Source organism: Advenella kashmirensis W13003 (assembly GCF_000506985.1).
GTDB classification, from domain to species: domain Bacteria; phylum Pseudomonadota; class Gammaproteobacteria; order Burkholderiales; family Burkholderiaceae_B; genus Advenella; species Advenella kashmirensis_A.
Window position 1 is genome coordinate 1,427,318 of record NZ_KI650979.1, and the last position, 23,916, is coordinate 1,451,233.

Consider the following 23,916-nt stretch of genomic DNA (forward strand, 5'->3'; position numbering starts at 1 on the left):
CAGCTATACGTGATAAAGCATCGGAATATGTGTTCCGTGATGGCAATTGTGGTTTTATGCGAGTGCATGAGTCACCTTTCCGTCTGCAGCGACGCGCCAGGGCGTAATCGCATTATTGTGATAAGTACCGTTGACGCCTCGCACCTCGACCAGTGCGGTGATTGTAGGCTGGGTATATCCGGTTTCGTCAGTCGCCCGGCTTTGTATGACCACGGATTCACCGTTCCACTGCCAGGGAAAGACAAAACGGGTAAGCGCTTTGCTCAGCACCGGTTCCTGCAATACGGCGGCTTGCCAGGTTTTTCCTTCGTCCACCGACACTTCGACTTTGGCGATGCGTCCCTTGCCCGACCAGGCAATACCCTTGATTTCATGAAAGCCATGTCCTTCTACCTGCTGTCCACCCGATGGACTGGTGATGATAGACTTGGCCTCCATCACAAATGTGAATTCACGTGCTTTGCCGTTGGGCAGGCTGTCGGTGTATTTGGATGTTTCCTCGCGGGAATGTACGGGCCGGTCTGCTACTTGCAGACGCCGCAGCCATTTAATACTCATGTTCCCTTCATAGCCGGGCAGCAACAGTCGCAAGGGATACCCCTGCTCCGGCCGCAGGCGTTCGCCATTCTGGCTATACACCAGCATGGCATCATCCAGGCATTTTTCCAGCGGGATACTGCGCGTCATGCCGGCACCATCGGCCCCTTCGGCAATAATCCATTTCGCTTCGGGTTTGAGGCCGGCTTCTTTCAATACCGTTTTCAACAGCACGCCGGTCCACTCCGCGCAACTGACCAGACCATTGGCCTCGGCTGCCGTCTTGGCGTGGACGGTATAGCCGGGGTTGCCAGAGCACTCAAGGAAATAGATTTGTGAATGCGACGGAAAACGCCGGATATCATTCACGGTAAATTCCAGCGATTGCTGGACCAGACCGTGCACCACGAGCCGGTGTCCGGCCGGATCAATATCCGGGATACCATTATGATGCCGTTCATAGAACAGCCCGTTGGGCGTGATGATGCCGTCCAGTTCCTGCAGGGGCGAGCGGGTCGACGAAGAGAAGTATTGTTTGTCTGTCTTGCGCAGATGCCGGATGACACCGCTTTCGAAACGGGAGGGGGTGCCGTAAGGATGGCTGCCGACTTGCGCGCCTGACTGGGTTGACCATGGGGGAATGGACAGTGTACCCTGCGCCGCGGGCGCCGCATCTTCGGCTGCTGTGGTCGGCGTTGCCGCAATGGCGGAACGCAAGCCAGCGCTGGCAGCCAGTGCACCTGTCACCGCGGCCGCGCCGTGGCGCAGGAACTGCCTGCGTTTGCTTTGCGCATCCGAATCTGCGACGACCAGGTTTTCTTCAGAAAATGAGTCAGTATTCATATCAGGCTCCCTGCTGCGCGGAAATGTCAAATGTGTTAATGAAGAACAGTATAGATACACCTTGGCTGGCACGTCCAGTATTTACTGTTTATTAATTTAGCGGGTAAAGTTATGTGTGTCGATTATTATTTGCATATTTTTCTGTGTCGAGCCACAGGCGTCTCCGGTATTTATGAATCATGATCAAGCAATACTTGTCTCTTTCCGACTTGGGGCCCAGAATATGTATTCTTGGCCCCTCCAACAGTGGCAAATCCACGTTGGCCGCTGCCATTTCGCGCAAGCTCGACATACCGCCGGTTCATCTGGATCAGCTCTTTCATGAGCCCCATACCGACTGGGTACCCCGGCTTGAGGCAGACTTTGCCGCCTTGCATGCGGCGGCCATATCCGACGAGCGGTGGGTCATGGACGGCAATTACTCAAAATATCTGCCATTGCGTTTCCAGCGGGCGACGGGTTTAATTGTCCTGAATGTATCGACGACAACAAGTTTGCTGCGCTATTTGCGCCGCACGCTGTTCGAGCGGGACCGATACGGCGCCCTGGAAGGAGCCAGGGATAGCCTGAAGTGGGATATGATTCGTCATATTGCTGTCGTCACGCCGCGCAACCGCGAACGCAATCACAACTTGCTTGGCAAGGCAGAGGTGCCCACCATTATGCTTCCCTCGAAACGGCACATCGAAGAGATTTACAGGCAATGGGGGCTGTCGCGACATGCGCGATCGCAATAATTGCTTTTGTACGGAATGTCGACTTTTGATTATTGACCCAGATAAATACCGGAGGATCCATGTTTAGAAAGGCCTTTTTGAATACCGCCATCACCTGTCTTGGTATTGTTGCTGCTGTGAATAATGTCAGCCATGCCCAGACACAAAGCGAAATGAACCAGAGTGCCAATGTCGATTACAAAAAAGCAGATGCCGAGTTGAATAAGTCCTATCGGGATGTCCTCAATAAATTGGATGCATCGGGCAAGACCGACCTGAAAGCGGCGCAAAATGCCTGGATCAAATATCGTGACCTGGACTGCAAGTTTCAAAGCGGCGGGGCTTCGGGCGGCTCTGTTCAGGCGATGGTTGTCGCCGGCTGCCTGACCGACAAGACCGTTGCGCGCACAAAAGAACTCAATGGATTGCTTCACTGCCAGGAAGGCGATGTCAGTTGCGTGGTCGCGCCGTGAGCGCAGCTTCATCGGCGGTGATCGAGTGCCTGAAGACGCAGGATGTGTCCATGCTGAGGGAATTGAACCAGTTGTTTGGCAGGGCATTCGATGATGCCGACAGCTATGGAGGTAACCCGCCTTCCGATGACTATCTGAACGATTTTCTTGCGAAAGAGCAAAATATCGTTCTTGTCGCGTTGCATCAAAAAACGGTCATCGGCGGTCTGGTCGCTTATGCCCTGGACAAGTTCGAAATGGCGCGACGGGAGTATTACATCTATGATCTGGCTGTTGGTGAGCAGTATCGCAGACAGGGCGTCGCAACGGCGCTGATCGGGCGGCTGTGCGAATTGGCCGGGAGTAACGGGGGCTGGGTCGTGTATGTTCAGGCCGATGAGTCAGATCCGCCCGCCATCGCGCTCTATCGCAAACTCGGAAAAGGCGAGAAAGTCTTGCATTTTGATATCCCTGTATCGTTCCGGCATTTGCATAACCGCCAATGAATAATCAAGTTGCAGCAGGACAGGTGCGAAAACATTTGCGTCCGCGTAATGAGATGGCCATACTTTTGTTTGACCAGATCCTTCTGAACATTAGGAAATTTATTATTCTGTAAACAGGGTTTATGGATGGCGCTGACAGGACTAGCATGAGGGTGCAGATTTAATTCATTCTTAATACAGACGTGATAGGAATGATGTCATTCGCAGAAGGAGGTGCATATGGTCTGGCATACTGTATTTTTCTTTGCGCTCGCAGCAATTTCCGCGGTCCTTGGCTTCGGAGGATTACTCACCTGGGGCGCGCTCATTGCCCAGATTCTGTTTATTGTTTTTCTTGTTCTTGCGTTATTCACTATTTTTATCAGGAAAAAGCGCTGAGCTATAAGCGGACAGACCAAATCCGGCGCTTTCGCGTGCGCCCTGGCCGTATTCACGCATTTGCTTGCGGCAAGACCGCCATGTTTGATGCACGCCCTGCATAATGCGGTATGCGGCTGAGCGCGTACAGGGCGCTACGTTGTCTGATTTTTCGGCTACTTCCGGAAAACCGCTTTGTTTCGGTGAATACGACTGGCTGCCCGTCGGGTTGCCCGGAATGAAAGGCCCAGGCAAAGCATTGCGTGCCCGGTTTAATCGTGGGGTCAATATTGTCTACGACGCCTGTGTTGGCAATCGCCACATTAGCGGCGCTTCTGGCAAGCGCTCCCATTGCCATTTCGGTCGCCACCTGTTCACTGGTCAGATTGTATTTTTCAATCGTATCGGCGCTAACCTTCAGTTCCCTTTTTTTTGCGGCAACCGTATATGTCACGAACGCACAGTCCAGCAACTTGCCTGCGTTTGGCGCTTCGGACAATGTCGACGCGATCAAGCCGGCGGTGCAGGATTCTGCTGTCACAAGCTGCAGAGCGTGATCAGCCATATAGCGTGCAACAATCTGGATGGATATCATGCGTGCCTCGCTGGCGGTTGGATATAAGGACTCGTTGTCTTTACGGTGTCAGATATTCTTTATTTTATATCACAGGAAATCCTGTCGGATTGGTACTTGGTTAAAACAGTTTTCGACCAAAATCTGTTTTGCCTTAATGTCCGCGATCGACAGCCATAGCAATACCTTACAATCTTTTCATGAACAAGATAATGCCAAATGGCCAGAGTAAGGCTTTTGACCTATTGCTGCGCGATATCCGCAATTGCCGTGTATGCCGTGACGAGCCGCGCTACGGCAAACCCATGGATCACGAGCCCAGGCCGGTTCTCCAGGTGTCGCAGACGGCCTCCATCTGTATTGCCAGTCAGGCCCCGGGCACGCGTGTTCACGAAAGCGGCAAGCCATTTACTGATGCCTCAGGTATCCGGCTGCGCCAATGGATGGGTGTCAGCGACGATGAGTTCTACGATGATTCAAAAATTGCGATCATTCCGATGGGATTCTGCTTCCCTGGCCAGCGGGCCGATGGAAGCGATCTGCCGCCGCGCCGCGAGTGCAGAGAAATATGGCGATCGCAATTGTTCGCTCGTTTGCCGAATCTGCGCCTGTTGCTGGCCATAGGCGGTTACGCCCAGCGCTGGCACATGGGAAGTGATATTGCGCGCCAGGGCGTCACTGAAACGGTCAGATCCTGGCGCGAACATTCTTGCGCCGACCCGGCATTACGGGTCTACCCGCTTCCTCATCCATCCTGGCATAACAATCGCTGGCTGACTCAGAACCCGTGGTTTGAAAGCGAAGTATTGCCGCAAATGAGACATGACATACGTGATCTATTGATCTGATGCACGCTAACAGGCAATATTTTCACGTTAAGTGGTCTATTTTGCAGTACGATTCCTCCGTCTCATATACTCCTATGAAGGACTGATCGTGCCTGACATTACAACCGTGATTGCATTTGCTGCTGTCTCTCTGGGTATGGTGCTTACGCCAGGCCCCAATATGATTTATCTGGTCTCGCGTTCAATTTGCCAGGGCCGGCGCGCCGGCATGGTCTCTTTGCTGGGCGTATTGCTGGGGTTCGTTTTTTACATGGTCAGCGCCGCGCTGGGTATAACGGCTTTGCTTTTTGCTGTCCCCTATGCCTACGAGGCTTTGTGCTACGGTGGTGCCCTGTATTTGCTCTATATGGCCTGGCAGGCAGTGCGACCGGGCGGGCAATCTCCCTTTCAGGTGAAAAAGCTGGCCGCCGATAGCGCCAGAAAGTTGTTTTTAATGGGCTTCCTGACCAATCTGCTGAACCCGAAAATCGCAGTGATGTATCTGTCGCTTTTGCCGCAGTTCGTCAACCCGGACAAGGGCAGCATTTTGGCGCAGTCGCTGGCACTGGGTTCCGTGCAAATTGCAGTCAGCATCAGCGTCAATATGATCATTGTCATTCTGGCGGGCAGCATCGCCTCATTTTTGGCCAGCCGGCCAACCTGGGTCGTTGTCCAGCGCTGGCTGATGGGAACCGTCCTGGCCGGGCTGGCAGTCAGAATGGCCATGTCGGCCAGACGCTGATTTTCTAGTACGACACTTGGCGCGTGTGCTGGTCCAGCATCACCGGCAGAATGCCACCTTTGCGCCACACGGCTTCCTCATGTGCCGTATTCAGGCGCACCAGCAAATGAATGCGAGTGACCTGATTCCCGGTGCGAATGCGGCACTCAATGCGGCTTTGTGGCGCCATCTGGTCGGGGATATCGATATCGATTACGCTGTCGCCTGTGATATTCAATGTCTTGCGGGTCACGCCTGGTTCAAATTGCAGGGGCAGTACGCCCATGTTGACCAGATTGGACCGATGGATCCGTTCGAAGCTCTCGGCCAGTACCGCCCGTATACCCAGCAGGCGGGTGCCCTTGGCCGCCCAGTCACGCGAGGAACCCGTGCCGTATTCCAGGCCGGCAACCACCACCACAGGGGTTTTGCATGCCAGGTAGTGCATCGCAGCTTCATAAATGGACGCGACGTGGTTTCCGGGCTGAATCAGCGTGCAGCCACCCGGGCCGTCAGGTAAAAGTTCGTTGGCCAGCCTGCCACCGGTGAACGTGCCGCGCATCATGACTTCGTGGTTGCCACGTCGGGCAATGAATGTGTGCAATGCTGTCGGAGACACCGAGCGAGACAGAAGATATTGGCCCGCCGGCGTATCCGCAAGAATTCCATCTGCGGGCGAGATGTTATCGGTGGTGACGCTGTCGCCAAGCAGCAAAAGCGGCACCGCGTTGCGCAGGCTGCGTCCGCTGGCTGGCGGACGGTCCTCCACATAGGGTGGCCGGCGAATGTAGGTGCTGCTTGCGTCCCACTCGTAAAGCGTAGAGCCGCGCGATGCCAGGGCTTGCCAGCGCGCGTCGCCTTTGTTGAGGCCTGCGTACTGTGTGCGAAACCGTTCCGGCGACACGTAGCGTTGCGTGATGTTTTTGATCTGCGTGTTGTCCGGCCAGATATCGGCCAGCAGGACGGGTGTGCCGTCCTCGGTATGACCCAGTGGCTCGCAACTCAGGTCAATGCGTACGCTGCCCGCAATCGCGTAGGCGACGACCAGCGCAGGGGACACCAGATAGTTGGCGCGCGCCAGCGGGTGAATGCGGCCTTCGAAATTGCGGTTGCCCGAGAGTACGGCAGAAACGGTGAGCTGTTTTTCTTCGATAACGGCCTGAACGTCTGGCCGCAGCGGACCCGATCCGCCACCGCAACTGGCGCAGCCGAATCCAGCCAGATGAAAGCCCAGTGCATCCAGATCGCGCTGCAATTCGCTGGCCCGCAGGTAATCGCTGACAACCTTTGAGCCGGGTGTGAATGAAGTCTTGACCCAGGGGCGGGCGCGCAATCCTCTGGCGAGCGCATTGCGTGCCAGCAATCCGGCGGCGATCATGGCGGCCGGGTTCGACGTATTGGTGCAACTGGTGATGGCAGCCAGGATCACGGCGCCATCGTCCAGGGAGGCCGTAGCCGCCGCAGGCGCGGGGTGCGACGCTGCCTGGGGACAGGCGGACAGAAATGAAGCGGGAATGTCCGCGAGTGCCACATGATCATGCGGTCTGCGCGGGCCTGCGCCACCCGGTTGTACACAGGCAAGATCAAATTCGATCACCCGGCAGTAGTCGGGCTCTGCGCTTTGCGCATCGCGCCACAATCCTTGCAATTTGCAGTACTGTTCAATGAATGCGATCGTGTTTTCATCCCGTCCCGAGCGACGCAGATAATCCAGCGTCACGGCATCAACGGGGAAAAACGCGCAGGTTGATCCGTATTCCGGCGCCATATTTGACAGGGTGGCGCGATCCTCAAGCGTCAACGCATTAGAATCAAGCGCCGGACCGGTGAATTCAACAAAACTTTCGACGACTCGTGCCTGGCGTAGCGTGCGTGTCAGCGCGAGAACAATATCGGCTGCTGTAACCCCGGCGGCGGGTTTGTTGATCAGCCGTACACCGACGGTTGGCGGCAGGACAAAGGAAAGCGGCTCGCCCAGCATGGCGGCTTCCGCTTCGATTCCGCCGACACCCCACCCGAGTACGCCAATGGCGTTGATCATGCAGGTGTGGCTATCGGTCCCGGCCATTGTTTCCGGATGAACCAAAGGCGGATCCTCACTGTCATCGGCAAACACAATGCGTGCCATATGTTCAAGATTGATCTGGTGCAAAATGCCGGCGCCAGGTGGCACGATGGACAGATTCGTGACATTTTCCTGTGCCCATTTCAGGAAGGTATAGCGTTCACGATTGCGGGAGTATTCCAGTGCAACGTTAAGATCAGTTGCTCCCGCGCTGCCTGCATGATCGACTTGCAGTGAATGATCGACGATTAAATCGACCGGAATGCGGGGATTGATCGTCGCCGGATCACCCCCGGCCTGGGCGACCACATCGCGCATGGCTGCCAGATCGATCAGGGCCGGTATGCCGCTCACGTCCTGGGCCATAATGCGCGTCAGCATAAGAGGTATGTTGTCCTTTCCAACACGCTCACCATAATGGGCCATGATCTGCCTGGGTAAAGCGTCTCCTACGTCTTCGCGATCGGCATGACGCAACAGATTTTCCAGGAGAATACGCATGACGTAGGGCAGCGCTCCGAGCGTAGTGCCGCTTTCGGCCGCCAGTGCAGCCAGCGAGTAATATCCAAACCGGTTTTGCTCGCACTGGAATTGCCGATAGCAACGGGTGCGCAATGAACTGACCTCGTCCCTATTGCGTTCGTGATTTACATTCATGGGGCGCATATTGTCAGCTCGCCTTGATATCAGCCTTGCGGATTGTTTCCTTCCATTGCGCAATATCATGGCGGATGGTCTCAAGCAACTGCTGTGGCGAGCTGCCGACCGGCTGACTGCCTTCCTGCGCCAGATCCTCTTTCATTTGCGGCAGCTCCAGTATCGCCTTGAGTTCGGTATTCAGACGCGCCACAATTTCTGCCGGGATGCCCTTGGGACCGGCGATTCCATGCCATAGATCCGATTTGAAATCCGGCACGCCGACTTCTTTGAAACTTGGAACATCCGGCAGCGCGGGAATGCGCTCGTCTGCAATGCCCAGGCCGATTGCCCGTTTTTCCTGGACAACCGGCACGACAATGGCAACCGAGGACAGCATCAGTTTGATGGTGCCGCCGATCGTGTCCTGAAGCGCAGCGCCGGTACCTTTGTAGGCAATATGGTTGAGGCGGATGCCGGCCAGGTCAGCCAAGTGCTCCATACTCAAGTGCGTGATACCGCCCACGCCGGACGATCCATAACTGATCTTGCCGGGTTCTCGTTTGGCCCAGTCCACCAGCTCGCCGAAATTTTTGGCCGGCAGATCATGGTTGCCGATCAGGATCAGCGATTCGCGCTTGAACAGTGTAATCGGCTCGATGTCATTGATGGAGTCAAAAGGCAATTCGCGCAGGGCGGCGTTACAGGTATGGCTGCTTGACAGCATCACCAGTGTATAGCCGTCAGGTGGTGATTTGATCGCTGCATGCGTGCCGATGCTGCCACCTGCACCCGGGCGGTTTTCAACCACGACGGGCACGCCCAGCCTTTCGGTCAGCAGCATTGCGATTCTGCGTGCGGTTCTGTCGCCACCGCCGCCGGCCGAGAGGGGCACAATAATTTTGATCGGGCGATTGGGATAATCGCTGGCGGACTGGGCCAGAACGGCAGGGGACTGCAAGCCCAGTCCTCCCAGCGACACTGCGCCTAGAGAGGCAATGAAACGTCGTCGGCTGTCTGATGTCATATTGTCTTTCTCCTCCAAAGATGGCGGGTAACCGTTCTGTTGCCCGCGCTGTTGAACTGCAGAACGCGTCTGTGCTCAATGAATATTATTTTCAGGAACGGGTAGATAGTAGCACCCGACTGCTTTCCCGCACCAGCAATTCGCATGGCAACAAGTCTTCAACCTTATTCTGTGGGTCTTCTGTTCCTGCCGCCAACTGGTTCAATACCGTCCGGGCGGCATGCTGGCCGATGCGGTAGCGGTCCGGACGCAAGGTGGTCAGTGCGGGCTTTAAACGCGCGGAAATGGGCGCATCGCCAAAACCGGCAATCGCGCAATCACGAGGCAGGACAAGGCCGCAGGACGGCGCGTGCAGTATGGCGCCTGCAGCCATATTGTCGTTGGCGAAAATGATGGCCTGAGGACGTGACTCTGGTGAAACATGCGTCAATGCCTCGATGCCCAGGGCGCCCACATCAAAGTCGTCATTCGTTTGCACAATATGGATATCTGACTTCAATCCGGCCGCTTGCATTGCCTCGTCATAGCCCTGGGCGCGTTGACTGGCGCGAAAGTCTTCACCGGCGTCCGCCATGACAAATCTGATACGGGTTGCACCCTGATCCAGAAAGTGACGGACCAGTATTGCTCCGGTTTCGACGTGCGGAAATCCGACTTGATGAAATGGTCTGCCTGTTACAAACCCCCACGCTTCTACCACGGGGATTCTGAGTGCGCGCAGCATGGCTTCCGCGTTGGGCGAGTGATCGTGTCGGGTGAGAATCAGCGCGGTGGGGTGCCACCCCACAAAAGTACGGATGGCCTGTTCTTCAAGCGTCTGGGAGTACTGAGCGTTGGCCAGCAGCAGTTGCAGGCCCGACGCCTGCAGCTCGTCGGTCATGCCTTTGACCAGATCGGCGAACGTGGCGCTGGCAATGTTTTGCATGACGGCACAGACCACCCGGCCATGTCCCGAGGCCAGACCGCCGGCTACCTGGCTGGGTACATAGCCGATGCGTTCAATGATGTCACGCAGGCGTTCGCGCAGCGCAACCGAGACTTTGTCCGGCGAGTTGAAATACCGCGAGACGGTGATGGACGAGACCCCGGCCAGAGCGGCCACGTCGTGAATCGTATAGGAACCGGCTTTTCGGCGCGTGGTGCGTGTTGCTTGTTTCTGAGTCATGGTTTATCCCAATGGCGTGTTGTTTGGCCGACGCCCTACAATTGTACCAATGTTACCGGTAACATCATGGAGATATCGCCAATGAGCGATATCCCGCCAGTCAGTGAACTACGTCATTCCGTCATCCATCCCCTTTATTTAAGGAAAGGTTGCTGTTCTAACGGCAATCCACAAGACACTATGAGCCGATTCTGCTGGAAACCCCCTGGCTTTGCCTGCGCCACACTACTCTGGTGCGTCATGTTCGCCGCGCCGGTATACGCTGAAACGTCAAATACATACCCGGACAAGCCAATTACATTTGTGGTGCCCTATCCGGCCGGAGGTGTGGCTGACCAGTTTGCCCGAAGTATGGCAACTGAATTGGGCAATCGCCTGGGCCAGGCGGTTGTCGTGAACAACCGCGCAGGTGCCAATGGCAATATCGGCTCTGCCTATGCTGCCAAACAGCCTGCAGACGGCTATACGCTGTTGCTTGGGTCGACCAGCACGCTTGCAGTCAATCCGCATTTGTACAAAGATATGGGATATGACCCGATCAAGGATTTGCAGCCGGTCACCCTGACGCACCAAATGCCGAATGTGTTGATCGTGGGAAAAAACACACCATATAAAACGGTCGCCGATGTAGTCGAAGCGGCCCGGCGCGAGCCCGGCAAAATTGCTTTCGGTTCGGCAGGCAATGGCAATTCCATGCATCTTGCCGGAGAACTGTTTCAGAAACAGAGCAGAACGAAGCTCATGCACGTTCCCTATAAGGGCGCACCTCCTGCGCTCACAGATGTGATGGGCGGTGCTCTGCCCACAATGTTCATTAATCTGCCCGCTGTCGTCGGGTATGCTGGTTCCGACAAGATAAGAATCTTGGCTGTGGCAGCGCCTGAGCGGTCAAAATCGTTGCCCAATGTCCCCACGTTTAAAGAGGCCGGGGTGCCCGGTGTGGAATCAAGCGTCTGGAACGGCATTCTGGTGCGCCGGGGAACCCCGGGTGCCATTGTCGAGAGACTCAACAAAGACATCGTTGCGATCCTGCAATCGGCTTCTTTTCGTGAACCATTGGAGCGGCAGGGTTACGAGGTACTGTCGTCTACACCCGACGAATTTTCGGCATTGCTGCAGAAAGATACCAGGGTCATGGGCGAGCAGGTTCGCAACGCAGGCATTCATATTGATTAATTAAGGTATTTTTGTGCATAAAAAAATTCAGGAGTTACGCAGTCAGCGCTGGTTCGCCAGTGACGATATCCGCGGATTCGCTCACCGGCAGCGCATGCAGCAGCAGGGGTTGGCGCGAGAAGAGTTCATGGGGCGTCCTGTTATCGGGATCCTCAATACCTGGAGCGATTTATCTCCCTGTCATGCCCATCTTCGCGACCGGGCGCAGGCTATCAAGCGGGGCGTGCTGCAGGCAGGTGGCTATCCGCTGGAGCTGCCGGCGATGAGCCTGGGCGAGGTCATGGTCAAGCCGACCACCATGTTGTACCGCAATTTCCTGGCCATGGAAGCCGAGGAATTGATGCGCAGCCTGCCGCTGGACGGGGTGGTGCTGCTGGGCGGATGTGACAAGACGACACCAGGCCTCGTGATGGGCGCGACTTCAATGGATATTCCTGCGCTGTTCTGTCCGGCGGGTGCCATGCTCAATGATCGTTATCAGGGGCAGGCCGTAGGAGCGGGGACGCACACCAAAAAATACTGGGAGCAATACAGCATCGGCAATATCAGCCAGCCCGAATGGATTGGCCTGGAAGCACGCATGACCCGTGCGCCCGGTACCTGCAATACCATGGGCACCGCCAGTACCATGACCTCTATCGTGGAAGCCATGGGGCTTGCCCTGCCGGGGTCGACCAGCCTGCCCGCGATGGATGCGGCTCATACTCGCATGGCATGGGCCTGTGGCCAGCGTATTGTCGCCATGGTCTGGGATGATTTGCGCCCCTCGCGTATTCTGACGCGTAATGCTTTTCTCAATGGAGTGGCTGCGTGGATGGCGCTGGGGGGGTCGACCAACGCGGCCGTGCACTTGCCTGCCATGGCCGGGCGGGCCGGCGTCGCATTGACGCTGGACGACTTCGATATCATGGCGCGGCAGGTGCCGGTACTGACCAATCTGTTCCCTTCGGGTAACAAATTAATGGAAGATTTTTATTACGCTGGTGGGCTGCCTGCTTTGCTGCAACGTATCCGCGCCCATCTGTCCCTGGATGCATTGACCTGCACGGGCGACACGCTGGGCGCCAATATTGAAGGGCATGCCAGTTCGGATGACGAGGTCATTCGTCCGCTGGATAATCCGGTTATCGCCACGACATCCGATTGTCCCGAAGCGGGCATGGCGCTGGCCGTCCTGCATGGAAACCTTTGTCCCGACGGCGCTGTGATCAAGCCTTCGGCGGCTACGCCCGCACTGTTGCGGCATACCGGCAGAGCGCTGGTGTTTGATTCTAATGCCGAGATGCTGGCGGCTGTCAACGATCCCGATCTGGACGTTGACGAGAATACGGTGCTGGTCTTGCGCAATGGCGGCCCGGTCGGCGGCCCGGGGATGCCTGAGTGGGGTAATCTGCCCATCCCGAAAAAGTTGTTGAAGCAGGGGATACGCGACATCGTACGCCTGTCCGATTCGCGCATGAGCGGAACGCATTATGGCACCTGTGTTCTGCATATTTCCCCGGAGTCTGCAGTGGGCGGACCACTGGCGTTGCTGCAAACAGGCGATCAGATCCGACTGGATATTTCCGCAAGAACCCTGGATGTGCTGGTGTCAGATAGCGAGCTGGCAGAACGGCGCAAACAATGGCGCGCGCCGGAGCAACCCTACAAACGTGGTTTCACCCGCATCTATCAGCACGAAGTAACGCAGGCCAATCACGGCTGTGATTTCGTCTCGCTGGAAGGCGCGGAAAAAACGCCCGAGCCACCCATCTACTGATTTTGCAATAGTGAATTCAAATTAATCCGATTGACCAATGAACAGACAGGAGTCGTTATGCCAGCAGCAATTGACCTGCTAGACAACCCTTTTCGCGCGCGCCTTGGCCTGCCCGATGTGCCGCTGGGCACCTGGCTGATGTCTGGCACCACCAGCACAGCCGAAGCGATGGGGCGTGCCGGGTTTGACTGGTTGCTGGTGGACCTTGAGCATGTGCCTGTCGACGACAGGGACGCCCTGCACATCTTGCAGGCTGTCGCCGGCACGAATGCCTGCGCAGTTGCGCGGCTGGCGGCAAATGATGCCGTTCTTTTCAAGCGCGCACTGGATATGGGTGCGCAGACGGTAATGGTTCCGTTTGTGGATAATGCCCAGGCGGCACGACAGGCCGTCAGTTACGCCAAGTATCCGCCGCTTGGCACTCGTGGCTTTGCTGCGGTGCATCGCGCAAGCGGCTACGGTACGGCGAGCGATTATGCAGCTCGCGCCAATGACTCAGTCTTCACCATTATTCAGCTTGAAACCCCACAAGCGGTCTCGGCGCTTGAAGAGATCGCAGCCGTACCCGGAGTGGATGCGCTGTTTCTGGGGCCCGGCGACTTGTCGGCGAACATGGGACATATCGGCAATCTGGCGCATCCCGATGTGCAGGCCGTCATCGCCGATGTTGCAAAACGCTGCAGGGCAATCGGCGTGCCTTGCGGCATTGTGGGCCCCACGCCCGAGATGGTGTCAACGTTCATCCGTCTGGGGTATGGATTCGTCGCGGTAGCCTCGGACATGGGCATGATGATGCGCCAGGCCAGCGATTTTATTCAGGCAATCCGTCCTGCCCAGGCTAAGGGCTATGACGGCGGCGTTTACTGACTTATCAAATCCGCGTGCCGGTGGTGCGCGAACGTATTTGACTCGGGAGCAGACACAATATGATATTCGCAACACCATCAATCAACCTGAAAACAATCGCCTATTATGCGTCGTTCGCGCTTGTCGCATCCTTGAGCACAACAGCGCTGGCGCAAAGTAATTATCCGCAAAACCCCGTCACCATCATTGTGCCATTCGGGCCAGGAGGCACCTCCGACATCATGGCGCGGATTCTCGCCAAGCACCTGCACGCAGAGCTTGGCGGCAACATCATTATTGACAACAAGGGTGGCGCCGGTGGCGCGATTGGCATGATGCAGCTCAAACGGGCCAAACCCGATGGCTATACGCTTGGACTATCGGTGATCGGGCCCGAAGTGCTGCAGCCAGGCATGCGCAAGACAGGGTATAGCCACCAGGATTTCGATCATATTTGCGGGACGTATGCTGTGCCGCTGATGATGATGGTACCCCAGGATTCGCCGTTCAAGACAATGACAGATGTGGTGGACTACGCGAAACAAAAGCCGAAGCAATTGACGTATGGCACCTCCGGGACAGGAACATTACTGCACATTGCCATGGAAATGCTGATGAAGCAGGCCGGTGCCGTGGCCTTGCATGTGCCATATAAAAGTTCTGCCGAAATGGTGACGGGATTGCTGGGCAAACAGGTGATGGTATTTAACGATACGACGACCGTGGCAAAACAATATAAGCTGCGGCCATTGGGCATTTTCGCCAGCCAGCGGCTGTCATCGATTCCGGATGTACCGACCACCCGTGAAGGCGGCTGGCCGATTGAAGCCACGATCTGGGGCGGACTGATTGCGCCCAAAGGGTTGCCCAAAGAGATAGTGGAAAACTGGAGACCGCGTGCAGCAAAGCACTCAAAAGCGATGGCTACAAAGCGGATGTCGAGCCATTGGATACGCCACCTCATTTCATGGGGGCAACCGAGTTTGCTGCGTTTGCAAAAAGCGAATCCGACAAATACAGCAAGCTGATCTCGGAGATGGGTATCAGCCAGGAAAAGTAAGTAATCCCCCTAACCTGATATATTGATGGCGGCATCGGCAATACGGAACTTTCCTAGTTGACTTAATCTTCACGAGCGTTATACTAGGCTGCATCAAGGGGAGTAGCTTTCCGCCGCCGCATCGTCATTACGGTTGCCGTGTGTTTACATGGCGCCCGGTGCCCGGGCAACACGGTATGTGTTGTAAGCAAGACCTTGCCATCAAGGGCAAGGTCCATAAATCTTTTCAAGAATAAATGGCCTTAGTCCTTGCGGACCAGGCCTTTTTCGCTTCTGTCGATCCTTTCTGTAATGGCGCAATGCGCGTCATTCTGTCGTTCATTACGAGCAAGCCGGTCCATATTCAATTCCGATTTCTATATTTATGGATGCTAGGTGAAGTTATGCTTGAATTTTTTCAGACTCTGAGCTGGACAGCTGTTTTTCAAATAATCATGATTGACATTCTGCTCGGAGGCGATAACGCCGTGGTAATTGCGCTGGCGTGTCGCAACCTGCCGAAAAAGCAGCGCATGCAGGGCATTCTATGGGGCACAGCAGGGGCGATCATCCTGCGGGTTGTGTTGATTACGTTTGCGCTTACGTTGTTGACGATCCCGTTCCTGAAAATTGTCGGTGCTTTACTGCTGATATGGATTGGCATCAAGTTGCTGATCCCCGACGATGACGCGCATGACAAAATCAATGGCGGATCATCTGTCTGGTCGGCAGTCAAAACCATTATTATTGCTGACTTTGTCATGAGCCTGGATAATGTGATTGCCATCGCCGGTGCCGCCCAGGGGGCGCATGCCGACCATCAGACGGGACTGGTCATTGCCGGTCTCATCATCAGTGTGCCCATTATTATCTGGGGTAGCACGCTGGTCCTGAAACTCATCGATCGTTATCCGGGCGTTGTGTTGTTCGGCGCCGCGCTGCTGGGCTGGATTGCCGGTGGTATGCTGGTCAGCGATCAGATTATTATCGAACGTTTCGGCGCAGTATCCGGCCCGGTCAAGATCGCGGTAGAAGTGGGCGGTGCTGCGTTTGTTGCCGCAGCAGGAACCTGGCTGGCACGCCGCAAGAAGCGGGTGGTGTCGGTAGACGCGTAACATTCGCGGGACAAGATGTATGTGGACGGGCAGCCCCGGGGTGGTTGCCCGTTTTCACACAGTGTTCAACTGCGATGACTGTACAGTACAACGACTGTTTTTACAGTTTTTCGCCAGGCAGTTGACTGGCCTGTCGAACCCAATCGCGGAACTGGGCCTCATCCAGTTCACCTTTACGGATATCCAGATAACGTACTTCCGGGTGTTTTGAAGTGCCCTGCGGAATCGGTTTCAGCGACGTGCCACGGAAGAAGGTCACTTTGATATATTTGGTGAAGCAGTGAAAGCTGAGAAACCAGCCTTCACTTTTGCCGTAAAAGGGCGTATTCCATTTAACCGCTTTCCTGACGCCAGGTACTGTCGCCACGATAATCGCATCAAGGCGGCGTCCGATATCCTGTTTCCATTCGGGCATGGCCTTGATGTAGGCCTGCACAGGGGCATCCCCATCGCCTTTGGGAATTTGCGGGTTGCCGCCAGACAGCAATGTGACTTTGCCGGATTCGGGAGCTGACCCTTTTGCCTTTTTCGGTACCGTATCCGAACGGCTCGCAGCGCTTTTGCGCTGTGGCGTTCCGGTTGTGTTTTCTGTAGATCGTTCTGCCATATTCCTCTGCTCCTGTTACAGAAATGCACTCACGTGCGTCTTCGTAAACCGGTACTGGCTCGCTGTCTGATTGTTTGATCAGAATCCGAATTCAGAGCCTACACCCAGTAGTGTTGCAACACCGAGAGCCAGGAAAATACAGGCTGCTATTGTATGAACCAGTTTCATGGACACTCGTTGCCCCAGCTTTTTACCCAGAATGACAGCGGGAACATCAGCGATCATCATTCCCAATGTCGTGCCGATGACGACTTCGATCGGGAAGGCACTTTTCGCTGCCAGGGCGACCGTTGCCAATTGTGTTTTATCACCCATTTCCGCCAGAAAAAAGGTAACCAGCGTGGCGCCAAAGACCCCGAGTTTACGCCCCAATTGGGTTTCGTCTTCGTCAATCTTATCTGGAATCATTGTCCATACCGCCATGGCGATAAAAGAAACGCCCAAAATCCAGCGCAAGGCCTGCGGGCTGATTGCAGTTGTGATCCAGGCGCCGACAGCGCCGGCAAGGGCGTGATTGATGATCGTGGCACAGAGAATGCCAAGAATGATGGGAACGGGTTTCTTGAATCGGGTTGCCAGAATAAAGGCAAGCAGTTGGGTCTTGTCGCCGATCTCGGCCAGCGCAACAACGCCGGTGGAAAGCAGAAGGGTTTGCATGAATCAATACCGCGGCCGGAATGGACGAATGATCACCTTTTCCTCCGGCCAGCGGAAAAAAGTGATCAAAGGTCTTGCCAGGCGATATCGCTGTTTACGCCATGATGCATGCATCAAGTGTGTTGACGTAAACCTCGGGAAATGAGCGGCTACTCCCCAGTGATGCGCAAATTATATCGGGACTTGCGCCATGAGGAGGTAAAACCGCACAAAATACAAGGATATGGTAAATGAGAATAAATATCGTTATTGATTTTCCAGATGCGAGCTGCTTGTTACTGGCGCAACCGCAGCCCGCATCAGAGATTAAATCATCTCGCCATCGTTCTTGCTGGCATCGCGCAGGTCGCGTATCAGCGCAACAACCAGGAGCAGTAAAATCACAGCCGAAATAACAGGCCAGATCAGGATATAACCGGTGAGTAATATTTCATTCATGATATGTTTCTCCCATTACAGTTTTTTCATTTACGCGCGCGCCGGCGCGGGTTGATCATCTACTTCTATGGACGCATCGTTGCTGCTGGCACTTTCCTGCTGAAACGACTTTACGCGTTCGGACAGCAGAGAAAAGTCAAACCGTTCTTTGTTTTTCCAGCTCATTGCAATGCAGACTGCAGCGCTAATGCCATAGGATGTGAGGGAGCTGAGCAGCACAGGATAGTCACGCAAAAAGCCGATAGCGAATGGTACGGTAACAACGATAGCGAGGAATGCTACACAGAGCGCGATGTTGCGACTGAAAAATGCGAACGTCATCAGGCCGAGTACGACTCCAACGCCGGCGGACGCGAATAGTTCAAAAGCGATTGCGATAATGCCCTGTATCGGGATCAATTCGAAGCGTGCAATTGTGAACAAGGCAACCGCACATATTACAGATGTGGTAAACGCCTTGTTTGTGACTTTGTCCCAGTAAAAGCTGATGATCACGGGAAACACGATTGCTCCCCAAAGTGCGCCGACAAAGACCAGCATGACCAGGATATCCAGTTGCATGGTGGCAAAGATCACACCAATCATGGTGGCCACTACCATCGTGGCGCGCCCCCACCACAGCATCCGTTTAGGATCCGGTTTGCCGCGTACCATGTTTTTGCCGTAGATATCCGTCATCATGATGCTGGACAACGCTGACAGATCAGAGTCGGCAGTGGATGAGAGAGAACCGACCACCAGAATAAAGAACAGGGCAATGCCGAATGGCGGCAGATAGGTCGAAGCCATTTGCGGGATGATATTGTTCATGTCGCCATCGGCAGGTGACAAGCCGACAAACAGCGCAAGCATACCCAGCATGCCCAGCCCGATCACCACTGCGCCATAGCCGATGGTGGCGGTCAGGAAAGTAGATTTGATCAGGTCCTCGCGAACTGCGAACAGGCGTTGCGCGATGGTCTGATTGCCAATCGCATAGGCCAGCACTGCTACAAAATAAGGGGCTCCCTGTTCCAGGATGGCGGTGGTGGAAAACAAATCAGCTTGTTCGGAAGACAGGTTTCCCCAATTGGCCACCAGCATGTCTGTGCCGCCGGCGTTGAAGAATATCAGGGGAATGATGACAATAGCCGCCAGAATCATGGCTACAAGTTGTGCAAAGTCGGTCATGACTGATGCGCGGAAACCTGACCATAGCGTGTAAGATAAAACACCAAGCCCAGCGATCAGAACACCCTGAATAAACGTCAGCGGACTCAATACGGACACCAGCGCGCCTGCTGCGGTAAAGTTCACCATCAAACTGATACAGCTGCCCAGCAGATTGGAAATGGCCATGATCAGCTGGCTGGACGTGCCGTGCCGCGCGTGCATGACCTCAGCCAGGGTGTGGGCCTTTGGAGCCAGTGCGCGAAAGCGACGGCCGTAGGGGTAAATGAAGAGAATCATTAATGCCCCCCAGAAACCATAATGCAGGGGACCGGACAATCCGTATTTGTAGCCGGACGTTGCACTCGCATAAAACGAGGCTGCCCAGATCCACGTGGCAATCATGCTGGCCGCAGAGAGTCCAAAGCCAACGGCATTGTTGGACACCATGTAACTGTCCACGTTCTCCTTTTTCTTGCCGATGAAAAGAGACATCAGGAAGGTGAGGCCGTAAAAACCGACAAGCAATAACATTGCGGTGGTGCCGGATAATTGATAAAAGGCGTTTTGTTCTTGCATATGCGTTATGTCATCCTTGGTTGTGGCTGCGTAAAACGATTGACCGCAGCCGACCCATTGGCCCGAAGTTCGCGAATCGGGGCGCAAGGGAAAAAAGAAACACGAATGGGGTGCTTCTGTAGAATCAAGCGCGTGACCAAAAACAAGCCGGGTAAATCGGCGACAGAAACCGCAATAGCCATAACGATGCTTTCGTCTATCGGTATGTGGGCCGTTAACGAAATCTGTCGGGTCGACGTTGCAATTGTCGTGGTCGGTTTTGATCCCCGGGGGGACTAAACCTGCGCTGACGGTCAGTTGGACCGTCCGGTAGGTTCCGCAGTCAAAGACTGGGCGTATTGTTCGGCAAATTGCCGGGCTGCGAAGCAGCCTGATTGACGGGAGAATATTCCCTGAGTACTGAACGAACCTTATGGGTTCCGCCTGTAGCGCCAGATCCGGCGTTAATCCGCCACTGTGTGAATGGCGACTGGCGTCGGATGCGCAGGCGTCTGAATCACAAACGAAATAATTATTTCATTTTTGAAACAGTGGGTAGTGTATCGGAATACCCCCCTCAAGTCCAGCCATCGGGTATCGGCTCGGGCAATTAATGCTGCGGCGCGTCAGGATAGAGGGGTCGATCGCCTGTCTCCGGCCTTGTCCATCATGGTGAATATCAGGTAAGTTAGGATAAATAAGAATCATTCTCACAAATGTGTCATAATTTCTCTGTGTTCACCCTTGGGCCCAGGCCCTTTTCACCATGAAACCAGGCATTGCCCACGCCGCTTCTTCCGTCCATTCTCCCGTCAGGCCACGGCCCGCCGGCAAACGCCCATGGAAAGCACTGGGAATGGTGCGACGCCTCGATTTCAATATACCGGGCTATCGGTTTGAATCCGCGCCTGTCGGGGGCAACGAACCGGTGCTTGAAGGTCGGATGCGCATGATGCAGTTGCAACCCGGCATGTCAATGCACGGAACCGAAGTGATGGATTTGCACAGCATGGTTTCGCGGGTGAATCTGACTGCCGGGCTACGGGTCGTCATCGTTCTGGCCGGGGAGGTCGATGTGCGTATCGGGGGACAGCGCGTTCATTTATGTGCCGACAGTCCGACAACCCTGGCTCGTGCGGCGATTATCAGCATGCCAGAAGATGCGCTTTTCGAGCGCCAGTGGCAACGAGGTCGCTGGGAACGCAAGCTGGCCCTGCATTTGACACCGAACTGGCTACGGCATAACGGCTGGTTGAATGAACAGGGGCAATTCTCCGATCCTGTCTGGCCCCTCGAAGCAGCCCGACGTCCCACCTGCCTCAATTTTCCCGATACGCTCTACATTCAGACCTGGCAACCCTCGCCCCATGCGCTCGCGCTGGCCGAGCAGTTGCTATGCCAGCCAGAAGACCCGACCGATGAATTGAACCGCCTGCGCCTGGCCAGCCGGGCGCTGGAGCTGCTATATGAAGCGCTGGCCAGTCTGCGCACCGACGCGGGACGGGGGCCTGCCACCCAAGGCAATCTGAGGCCGCGGGATCAGGATCGCATGTTGCGGCTGCGCAGTTTCATCGATACTGAAATCCAGCAACCCGCGACGCAGCCAACACGCATCGAAGAGCTTGGGCGCCGCTTCGGTCTGAGCGCCAGTGCGTTGCAACGGCAATTTCGCAGTGTTTTCGGAACTTCTGTCAACGAATACCGGCGGGCAATGCGGTTGCACCAGGCGCGCACCGGACTGGAGCAGGGCATAAGTATTTCCCAGGCTGCCGACCTGGCGGGATATACCAGCGCAGCCAATTTCGCCACGGCTTTTCGACGCCATTTTGGCACTAGCCCCAAGTGCATTCGTTCCCGTTCGTGACTTTTTGACAGACACCCCGACTGATCGGAGCGCAAAGAACTTTGCGTGTTCGTCAAACAAATTTTGTAAATGAGAATGATTCAATATGTCTTTGCTTTCCTGGCGAATGGGAAAGCGAAGCGTCGGTTTGCGCGAGGCAGCCGGTGATCGATATTAAAAAACGTAAAGATTCGGGAAGAAATGATGAAAAAGTCCTGCACATATGAGAGTAAATGGTGCTTTGGGACCCGCCTGGCGCTGGCGCCGCTGGTGGCGGCCAGCCTGTCGGGTATCGTGCACGCGCAGCAGGCGCCGGTGGCCACGCTGGATGCGGTGGTGGTCACCGCCAGTGGTATGGAGCAAAGCGCCAAGGACGCACCGGCGTCGCTGACGGTGATCACCCAGGATGATCTCAAAAAAGGCGGCTATACCTCGGTCGCCGAAGCGGTCAGCAAGGTGGAAGGCGTGTATATGGTGGGCGGCGATCCGAACAGCCGGGATATTGCGATTCGTGGCCTGCCGGGGGACTACACATTGATTATGGTCGATGGTCGCCGCCAGAACACGCGTGAAACCATGAACCGCGGAACGGGCGGTGTGCAATATGAATTCATGCCGCCGCTGGCGGCAATCGAGCGTATTGAAGTGGTGCGCGGCCCCATGTCTTCCCTGTATGGGTCCGATGCAATGGGCGGGGTAGTCAACATCATTACCAAGAACGTACCCAGGCAGTGGTCTGCTGCCCTGGACAGTTCGGTCACACTGCAGACCGATGATGATTACGGTAACGGCCGGCAGGCGCAGTTCTGGCTGGGCGGGCCGATCAAGGATGATGTGCTCGGCTTGCAAATCTATGGTTCCTATGATGACCAGTCAGAAGGCAATAATTACTTTTCGAATGTGAGCGGACCCTACGCCAGGGACAACAGGAGCATTGGCGTCAAGCTGGCAGCCAAACCTGCAGAAAACCAGGATCTGGTGCTGGATGTACTCTCGCAGCGCCTGACCACGGAAGCCACGCCGGGCAGATCGATTGCCCCGGCGCTGGCCTGGAACAAGGCGCAATACCGGCGCACCTCTTTCGGCCTCACGCATACCGGCCGCTGGCGCCTGGGCGAATCGAAAATTGCGTTGTATCGCGAAACCAGCGAACAGGAAAACTGGCCCAAGACCGGCGAGTACACTGAAAACCGCCGTATCGTCAATACCACGCTGGACGCCAGCTTCAGCATGCCTTTCAAGTCTCATACCCTGCGCTTTGGCGGGCAGTACCTGCACAGTAAGCTGGACGGGATCCAGAAAGAAGCCGCCTTTGCCAATTATCCGACGAATACCAATGATGTGTCGCTCAGCAACTACGCGCTTTTCATAGAAGATGATTACTACGTGACCGACAAATTCACCGTGACCGCCGGAGTTCGCATGGATCATGACGAGCGGTTCGGTCTTCATTGGTCGCCGCGCCTTTACGGTGTGTATCACCTGACCGATGCACTGACGATCAAGGGCGGTGTGGCCACCGGGTTCAAGGCGCCCACAATCCGTCAGAGTACGGCAGGCTATTGCATGTCAACCGGTGGCAATTCGGGTTTTCGCGGTCCGCTTTGCGGTAATCCGGATCTCGAACCGGAAACCAGTGTGACACAGGAGCTGAGCCTGATCTATGACTGGGCGCTCGAAAGCAGCCTGACCGCAACTGTGTTCAACACGAATTTCAAAAACAAGGTTGCGAGTTACGATACGGGTGAACAGGACCCGCTCAATCCGGGCAGCACCAACCACCTGTATGTCTATGACAATATCGATAAAGTCCAGATCTACGGCCTGGAACTCGGTCTGAAGCTGCCGTTGACCGATTCGCTCCGGTTGTCATCAAACTATACCTATACCAAGTCCAAACGCAAGGGCGGCGGCGAAGTGGCATTCAACGGTCGTTCGCTTGATGGCGATCCGCTGGAGACCACGCCGGAACACGTGCTGAATACGCGCCTGGACTGGCAGGCGAACGAGCAACTGTCCGCCTATGTGCGCTGGAACCTGACAGGCAAAGCCTATTATGCAGCCTACCGCAACGGCGCGATGGACACGCGGACCCGTCCGGGCGGCTCGACATTCGATGTGGGCGGCAGCTGGCAGGTGAATAAAAACCTGGCACTGCGAGCCGCTGTGCTGAACGTGACGGACCACAAGACGCCGCTGGACCTGCGTACCCGTTATGAAGGGCTTGACGGCAATTGGATGGTTGACCAGGGCCGTCGCGTCTGGCTTGGCGCCAGCCTCAACTTTTAGGGTAGCCAGTGTAT

At 55.5% G+C, this 23,916-nt stretch carries 22 protein-coding genes and 1 riboswitch; of the genes, 13 read left to right on the top strand and 9 right to left on the bottom strand.

The window, feature by feature from the left end:
* Window positions 1–54: 54 nt before the first annotated feature.
* Window positions 55–1,380, bottom strand: coding sequence for a sulfite dehydrogenase (soxC, locus tag W822_RS30635; protein WP_024004398.1), 1,326 nt, complete (start codon window positions 1,378–1,380; stop codon window positions 55–57).
* A gap of 179 nt (window positions 1,381–1,559) precedes the next feature.
* On the opposite strand from soxC, the gene W822_RS30640 reads away from it, so the two are divergent.
* The 4 genes from W822_RS30640 (at window position 1,560) to W822_RS46120 (ending at window position 3,432) form a co-directional block, all read left to right on the top strand.
* A complete protein-coding gene (locus W822_RS30640) occupies window positions 1,560–2,117 on the top strand; it encodes a P-loop NTPase family protein (protein ID WP_216593289.1) in 558 nt (185 codons plus the stop codon).
* A gap of 59 nt (window positions 2,118–2,176) precedes the next feature.
* The gene (locus W822_RS30645) at window positions 2,177–2,569 is read left to right on the top strand and encodes a lysozyme inhibitor LprI family protein (protein ID WP_024004400.1); all 393 of its coding nucleotides are present in this window, start codon (window positions 2,177–2,179) and stop codon (window positions 2,567–2,569) included.
* Window positions 2,570–2,586: 17 nt separating this feature from the next.
* A complete protein-coding gene (locus W822_RS30650; protein ID WP_031242337.1) occupies window positions 2,587–3,054 on the top strand; it encodes an AAC(3)-I family aminoglycoside N-acetyltransferase in 468 nt (155 codons plus the stop codon).
* 219 nt (window positions 3,055–3,273) lie between these two features.
* On the top strand, window positions 3,274–3,432 hold the full coding sequence (locus tag W822_RS46120) for a DUF1328 domain-containing protein (protein ID WP_024004403.1): 159 nt from the start codon (window positions 3,274–3,276) through the stop codon (window positions 3,430–3,432).
* Between the two features lie 52 nt (window positions 3,433–3,484).
* Here W822_RS46120 and W822_RS30655 read toward each other — a convergent pair whose 3' ends face one another.
* Window positions 3,485–4,006 (bottom strand): CinA family protein, encoded by a 522-nt coding sequence (locus W822_RS30655; protein WP_024004404.1) that lies wholly within the window; start codon window positions 4,004–4,006, stop codon window positions 3,485–3,487.
* A gap of 179 nt (window positions 4,007–4,185) precedes the next feature.
* On the opposite strand from W822_RS30655, the gene W822_RS30660 reads away from it, so the two are divergent.
* Both W822_RS30660 and W822_RS30665 read left to right on the top strand, forming a co-directional pair.
* Window positions 4,186–4,833 carry a uracil-DNA glycosylase family protein gene (locus W822_RS30660; protein WP_253272246.1) on the top strand — a complete coding sequence of 216 codons (648 nt, stop codon included), beginning with the start codon at window positions 4,186–4,188 and terminating at the stop codon, window positions 4,831–4,833.
* A 136-nt stretch (window positions 4,834–4,969) separates the two neighbouring features.
* Entirely contained in the window at window positions 4,970–5,554 is a 585-nt protein-coding gene (locus tag W822_RS30665; RefSeq protein WP_437177148.1) for a LysE family translocator, read from the top strand.
* A gap of 4 nt (window positions 5,555–5,558) precedes the next feature.
* Here the strand turns inward: W822_RS30665 and acnA are convergent, their stop codons facing one another.
* The 3 genes from acnA to W822_RS30680 all read right to left on the bottom strand — a co-directional run bounded on the left by acnA (window position 5,559) and on the right by W822_RS30680 (window position 10,426).
* Window positions 5,559–8,255 carry an aconitate hydratase AcnA gene (gene acnA, locus W822_RS30670; protein ID WP_081724369.1) on the bottom strand — a complete coding sequence of 899 codons (2,697 nt, stop codon included), beginning with the start codon at window positions 8,253–8,255 and terminating at the stop codon, window positions 5,559–5,561.
* Window positions 8,256–8,268: 13 nt separating this feature from the next.
* The gene (locus W822_RS30675; protein ID WP_024004408.1) at window positions 8,269–9,261 is read right to left on the bottom strand and encodes a Bug family tripartite tricarboxylate transporter substrate binding protein; all 993 of its coding nucleotides are present in this window, start codon (window positions 9,259–9,261) and stop codon (window positions 8,269–8,271) included.
* Window positions 9,262–9,352: 91 nt separating this feature from the next.
* Window positions 9,353–10,426 (bottom strand): LacI family DNA-binding transcriptional regulator, encoded by a 1,074-nt coding sequence (locus W822_RS30680; protein ID WP_024004409.1) that lies wholly within the window; start codon window positions 10,424–10,426, stop codon window positions 9,353–9,355.
* A gap of 180 nt (window positions 10,427–10,606) precedes the next feature.
* On the opposite strand from W822_RS30680, the gene W822_RS30685 reads away from it, so the two are divergent.
* From W822_RS30685 to W822_RS30705, 5 genes are all read left to right on the top strand, one after another.
* The gene (locus W822_RS30685; RefSeq protein ID WP_024004410.1) at window positions 10,607–11,602 is read left to right on the top strand and encodes a Bug family tripartite tricarboxylate transporter substrate binding protein; all 996 of its coding nucleotides are present in this window, start codon (window positions 10,607–10,609) and stop codon (window positions 11,600–11,602) included.
* Window positions 11,603–11,615: 13 nt separating this feature from the next.
* Window positions 11,616–13,361, top strand: a complete 1,746-nt coding sequence (araD, locus tag W822_RS30690) for an L-arabinonate dehydratase (RefSeq protein ID WP_024004411.1) — start codon at window positions 11,616–11,618, stop codon at window positions 13,359–13,361.
* 57 nt (window positions 13,362–13,418) lie between these two features.
* Window positions 13,419–14,228, top strand: a complete 810-nt coding sequence (locus W822_RS30695; protein ID WP_031242341.1) for an HpcH/HpaI aldolase family protein — start codon at window positions 13,419–13,421, stop codon at window positions 14,226–14,228.
* A 59-nt stretch (window positions 14,229–14,287) separates the two neighbouring features.
* Window positions 14,288–15,235: a tripartite tricarboxylate transporter substrate binding protein gene (locus tag W822_RS30700; RefSeq protein WP_051401627.1), complete on the top strand. Its 948-nt coding sequence runs from the start codon at window positions 14,288–14,290 to the stop codon at window positions 15,233–15,235.
* A 415-nt stretch (window positions 15,236–15,650) separates the two neighbouring features.
* A complete protein-coding gene (locus W822_RS30705) occupies window positions 15,651–16,361 on the top strand; it encodes a TerC family protein (RefSeq protein WP_024004414.1) in 711 nt (236 codons plus the stop codon).
* 100 nt (window positions 16,362–16,461) lie between these two features.
* On the opposite strand, the gene W822_RS30710 is transcribed toward W822_RS30705, so the two are convergent.
* From W822_RS30710 to W822_RS30720, 4 genes are all read right to left on the bottom strand, one after another.
* A complete protein-coding gene (locus W822_RS30710) occupies window positions 16,462–16,968 on the bottom strand; it encodes a DUF1801 domain-containing protein (protein ID WP_024004415.1) in 507 nt (168 codons plus the stop codon).
* Window positions 16,969–17,046: 78 nt separating this feature from the next.
* On the bottom strand, window positions 17,047–17,625 hold the full coding sequence (locus tag W822_RS30715) for a TMEM165/GDT1 family protein (protein ID WP_024004416.1): 579 nt from the start codon (window positions 17,623–17,625) through the stop codon (window positions 17,047–17,049).
* Between the two features lies 1 nt (window position 17,626).
* A riboswitch (yybP-ykoY riboswitch) is annotated at window positions 17,627–17,795 on the bottom strand.
* Between the two features lie 136 nt (window positions 17,796–17,931).
* Complete coding sequence (locus tag W822_RS46610) at window positions 17,932–18,063, bottom strand: putative transporter small subunit (protein WP_024004417.1); 132 nt, start codon at window positions 18,061–18,063, stop codon at window positions 17,932–17,934.
* 30 nt (window positions 18,064–18,093) lie between these two features.
* Window positions 18,094–19,791: a sodium:solute symporter family protein gene (locus tag W822_RS30720; RefSeq protein ID WP_024004418.1), complete on the bottom strand. Its 1,698-nt coding sequence runs from the start codon at window positions 19,789–19,791 to the stop codon at window positions 18,094–18,096.
* A 745-nt stretch (window positions 19,792–20,536) separates the two neighbouring features.
* Between W822_RS30720 and W822_RS30725 the strand changes: the two genes are divergently transcribed.
* Together W822_RS30725 and W822_RS30730 are read left to right on the top strand one after the other, a co-directional pair.
* Window positions 20,537–21,634 (top strand): helix-turn-helix transcriptional regulator, encoded by a 1,098-nt coding sequence (locus tag W822_RS30725; protein WP_081724306.1) that lies wholly within the window; start codon window positions 20,537–20,539, stop codon window positions 21,632–21,634.
* Between the two features lie 183 nt (window positions 21,635–21,817).
* Window positions 21,818–23,902, top strand: a complete 2,085-nt coding sequence (locus W822_RS30730; RefSeq protein ID WP_024004421.1) for a TonB-dependent receptor domain-containing protein — start codon at window positions 21,818–21,820, stop codon at window positions 23,900–23,902.
* Window positions 23,903–23,916: the final 14 nt, after the last annotated feature.